This is a genomic window from Streptomyces sp. NPDC058964 (genome assembly GCF_042741275.1).
GTDB lineage: Bacteria > Actinomycetota > Actinomycetes > Streptomycetales > Streptomycetaceae > Streptomyces.
This window is the reverse complement of record NZ_JBHYKH010000223.1, coordinates 10,262-13,974: the sequence shown is the minus strand read 5'-3', so window position 1 is coordinate 13,974 and position 3,713 is coordinate 10,262. Positions and strand designations below refer to the sequence as shown.

Sequence of the window (3,713 nt, the reverse complement as noted above, 5' to 3'; positions counted from 1 at the left end):
GGTCGGCGTCGCTCGGCTGGGCTCGCGCTCGCGCGCCCGCCGCCGCGCCCGCTCTCCCCCCGGGCGGCGCCCCCCCCCCCCCCCCCGGGCCGCCGCACTGGCTGGAGCGGGGCCCATGTCCGGTCTGCTCGTCGCCGGTCTCAGCGATGTCCTGCGGCTTCGTTACCTGGCCTCGGGAGCGATCTCCGATCTGACGGAGGCGATCACGGTCGCCCGCGATGCGCTCGCGCTCGCGTCCGAGTATCCGGACGAACGAGCCGCGATCATGGTCCGGCTCGCCAGTACCCTTCAATCCCTCTTCCAGGCGACCGGGGACCTCGAGAGTCTCGATGAAGCGATCCACCGGCTGCGTCAGGCCGTGAGGGAACTCCCTGATCCCAGGCAGCGCGAGGCACTGTCGTCTCTGAGCACCGCTCTTCTTCTGCGGCACCAGGCGACCTCCGTCCCAGAGCCACTCGAGGAGGCCGTGGACCTCGGATTCCGGACCGTCGCCTTGTCCACGGAGGACGATCCCGCTTTCCCGAGGACCGCGGCGAACCTGGCGGCGGCGCTTCTCGCCCGGTACCGACTCCGGAACGACCGGCAGGATCTGGCTGTCGCGGCGGACCTCGCCGACCGGGCGGTTGCGGTGTCCCGGCCCGAGGCCGAGGTGCTTTCGGTGGCGTCGGCAGTGCACGCAGTCCGCTATGAGACCTTCGGTGCGATCGAGGACTTCGACACGGCGCTGTCGTTGTGGCAGCACATCGTGGATGACGACGCCGCTCCCCTTTCCGTCCGTCTCGATGCGGCCGAGGCTGCGAGCGGCCTGGCGATCCACCGCGCCCGATGGGAGCACGCACTGGCGTTCGCCGAGAAGTGCCTGGCGCTCCTGGCGCTGGACCTGCCCGCTCGGGGATATCTCGCCCCCGGCCCGGACCATGTCCAGCGGTACGCAGCGGTGGCTCATGACGGGGCGGCATGCGCGCTCATGCTCGGGCAGCCGGAGCGGGCCGTCGAACTCCTGGAACAGGCGCGTGCCTCGCAGTGGTCGCGGCTCTTGGACCTGCGGACCGATCTGTCGCGGCTGCAGCAGGCCGACCCCGCGCTGGCCGAACGGCTCGCTCAGATCCGGGCCCAGTTGGATGCGCCGACCGGGCAGGACGACGACTGGCCCTCCGACCTCGGACACGAGCTCTCCGGTTCCTGGGCGCGGACGATCGAAGCGGTACGCGCGATTCCTGGGTTTTCCTCCTTCCTGGCGCCGTGGTCCTTCGCCGAGTTGGCCAATGCGTCGGCCGGTGGGCCCGTGGTGGTCGTCAACATCAGCAGGGTTCGCAGCGATGCGTTGATCATCGAACGCCAGGACGTCCGGGTGGTGCCGCTTCCCGACGCCCATCCCGAGAGGATGAGGATTCTGGCCACCGAATACGCCGCGAGCCGCGACCTGGGAGAAGGCGGACGCCGCCGACTGTCCTCCACCGACGAACTCCTCCGTCAACTGTGGTCCTTGATCGTCCGTCCGGTGATGGACCATCTCCTGCCCAGGAAGGCCGTCCGCCCCCGGGTGTGGTGGTGCCCGACCCAGGCCCTGGCGGGACTGCCGCTGCATGCGGCCCGTGCCCATGACAGCAACGCCCTCGAGATGGTCTGCTCGTCGTACACCCCGAGCCTGCGCATCCTGGTCGAGGCTCGCGCCAGGTCAGTAGTGGACACCGCAGGCTCCGAGCGGACGCTGATCGTCGCTGATCCGCAGCCCGGGCCGGTTCCCCTGCCACCACTGTTTGCCGCGCGGCAGGAAGCCCTCATGATTCAGCAGAGCACGAGGGACACCACCTTGCTGGCTGAGCACGAGGCCACCCGAGCAACCGTGCTCGCCCTGCTCGCCCAGCACGACGCCCTGCACTTCATAGGCCACGGCCTGGCCGATCCGTCCGACCCCTCCAACAGCGGGCTCGCCCTGGCCGATGGGCTGCTCACCGTGGCGGAGTTCGCCCGGCTTCGACGGCCGCCAGCGGGACTGGCCTTCCTGTCCGCCTGTTTCAGCGGCTCCTCGGGGTTCGGGAGCCGCGACGAGCTGTGGTCACCCGCCGTAGCCCTGCACATCGCCGGCTTCCGCGACGTCATCGGTGTCGCCGACGTCGTCGCCGATCGCGATGCCGCCGAACTCGCTCGGGTCTGCTACGAGCAGCTCGCCCGCGGAGTACACCCCGCCGAGGCGTTGAACCATGCACTGCGTACCTTCGACGACAGGGCGGAGTTGTCGCCGGTCGTCGGCTTCTTCCATATCGGACCATGACGGCTCCGCCGGTTACCCTTCGGAAATGATCCTGATCTATGCGGGACGGCGGCAGCTGGCTGACGCCGAAGGGGTGCGAAAACGTGTCGCCGAGCTGTTGGAGTCGTTCCGGCCGCGGCTGCTCGTGGGATCGGCGGCGGCCGGGGCGGATCTGTTGGTGCTCGGGCTGGCGCGTGCGAAGGGCATCGCGGCGCATCTGGTGCTGTTGGGCGGAGTCGCCGAGTTCGAGGAGGCATCTGTGTCCGACCTCGGAGGGGAATGGGCGCAGCGGTACCGGGAAATTCTGGCGGACACAGGTGTGTCGGTCGAGGTCGTCGAGGCGCAGGGGCCGGACCGGCGGGCGGCGCACCTGATGGTCAACAGCGCGATCGTCGAGGCTGCGCGGCGTACCGCGGCCGAAGACGAGGAGATCGTGGCGCTCGCCGTCCTGGAGGAGAGCGGGAACAGCGGTAGCGTGACCGCTGACCTCATCTCACGGGCCGAGCGCTACGGCTGGCCGACGGTCAGGACGCCGCCCACGGTGGAACTGTGACGTTCGGCCGGCGAATCGACCCCGTCGTTCCCGGCGAGGCGCTCGCCGTCACCAGGCGTGTGCCTGTTCATCGCCGTCGGCCCCGGCTCGGAGGTGCGGCCTGCCGCGGGAATCGCCGGCGACAGCGGTGCAAAGCTCTTCATCGTCAGTGCCGAGCCCACTTCGTGCGAGAAGCCCGCCGATGAGGTGATGGGGGAACCGAGTGGCACCGCTCTGCCCGAGCTGCTGCGCAATCTGAGCGGCCGAGGCGAGGAGTACCGCTGGTCAGTCGGAGCGGCCTGGGTTGGTCGGGCCCTGGCGTGTCCATGGTCGACGGTTGTGGCTCCATGGCAGGCCATGGCCGACAATTCGCTCCGTCCGTAAAAGCGTCAACGACGTCCCCGCGACCGGCTCGTAACGGCGCAGTGCTTCCGGCGAGCGCAACGACTCGCCCTTCCTCCACGGGGTCGACCTCGACCCCGCCCTGGCCATCACTCGGCTTTCCGTCTGCTGTCTGAGCATCAGCGCTGTGGGCCCGGGCCAGGAGCATGGGGAGGCGCCGGTCGAGGACCTCCTGGCCGGCCATCCTCGAGTGATGTTGCGTGGGGCAGCAGGCTCCGGCGAGACGACACTCATGCAATGGCCGGCGCTCCGGGTCGCCCGGTGCGGCGATGTGCGCCCATCTGTGCGCCCCGCACCGGCACAGGCGCGGAACGCTGCCGCACGGACGCATCGGACCTCACGAAGCCGCTCCGGCCGAGCTGTTGGGGCGCCGCGACCGCGAACGCAGCGCCCGCGTACCCGGAGGCGCCCGCCCGACGCAGGCGGCCCCATGACTTCCACGCCGAGATCGAGTCCTGTCCGCTCCCGGCATCCCGGGCAGCGCATGCGAGAACACCCGGGGCCGTCAACGTCAACGTCTTATGA

At 70.0% G+C, this 3,713-nt stretch carries 2 protein-coding genes; both read left to right on the top strand.

The genetic code is table 11. From position 1 onward, the window contains the following. The first annotated feature begins 115 nt into the window (after positions 1–115). Positions 116–2,275 carry a CHAT domain-containing protein gene (locus tag ACFW2E_RS25330; protein ID WP_384469368.1) on the top strand — a complete coding sequence of 720 codons (2,160 nt, stop codon included), beginning with the start codon at positions 116–118 and terminating at the stop codon, positions 2,273–2,275. A 25-nt stretch (positions 2,276–2,300) separates the two neighbouring features. Further along, positions 2,301–2,807, top strand: coding sequence for a hypothetical protein (locus tag ACFW2E_RS25325; RefSeq protein WP_384469367.1), 507 nt, complete (start codon positions 2,301–2,303; stop codon positions 2,805–2,807). The last annotated feature ends 906 nt before the right edge of the window (positions 2,808–3,713 follow it).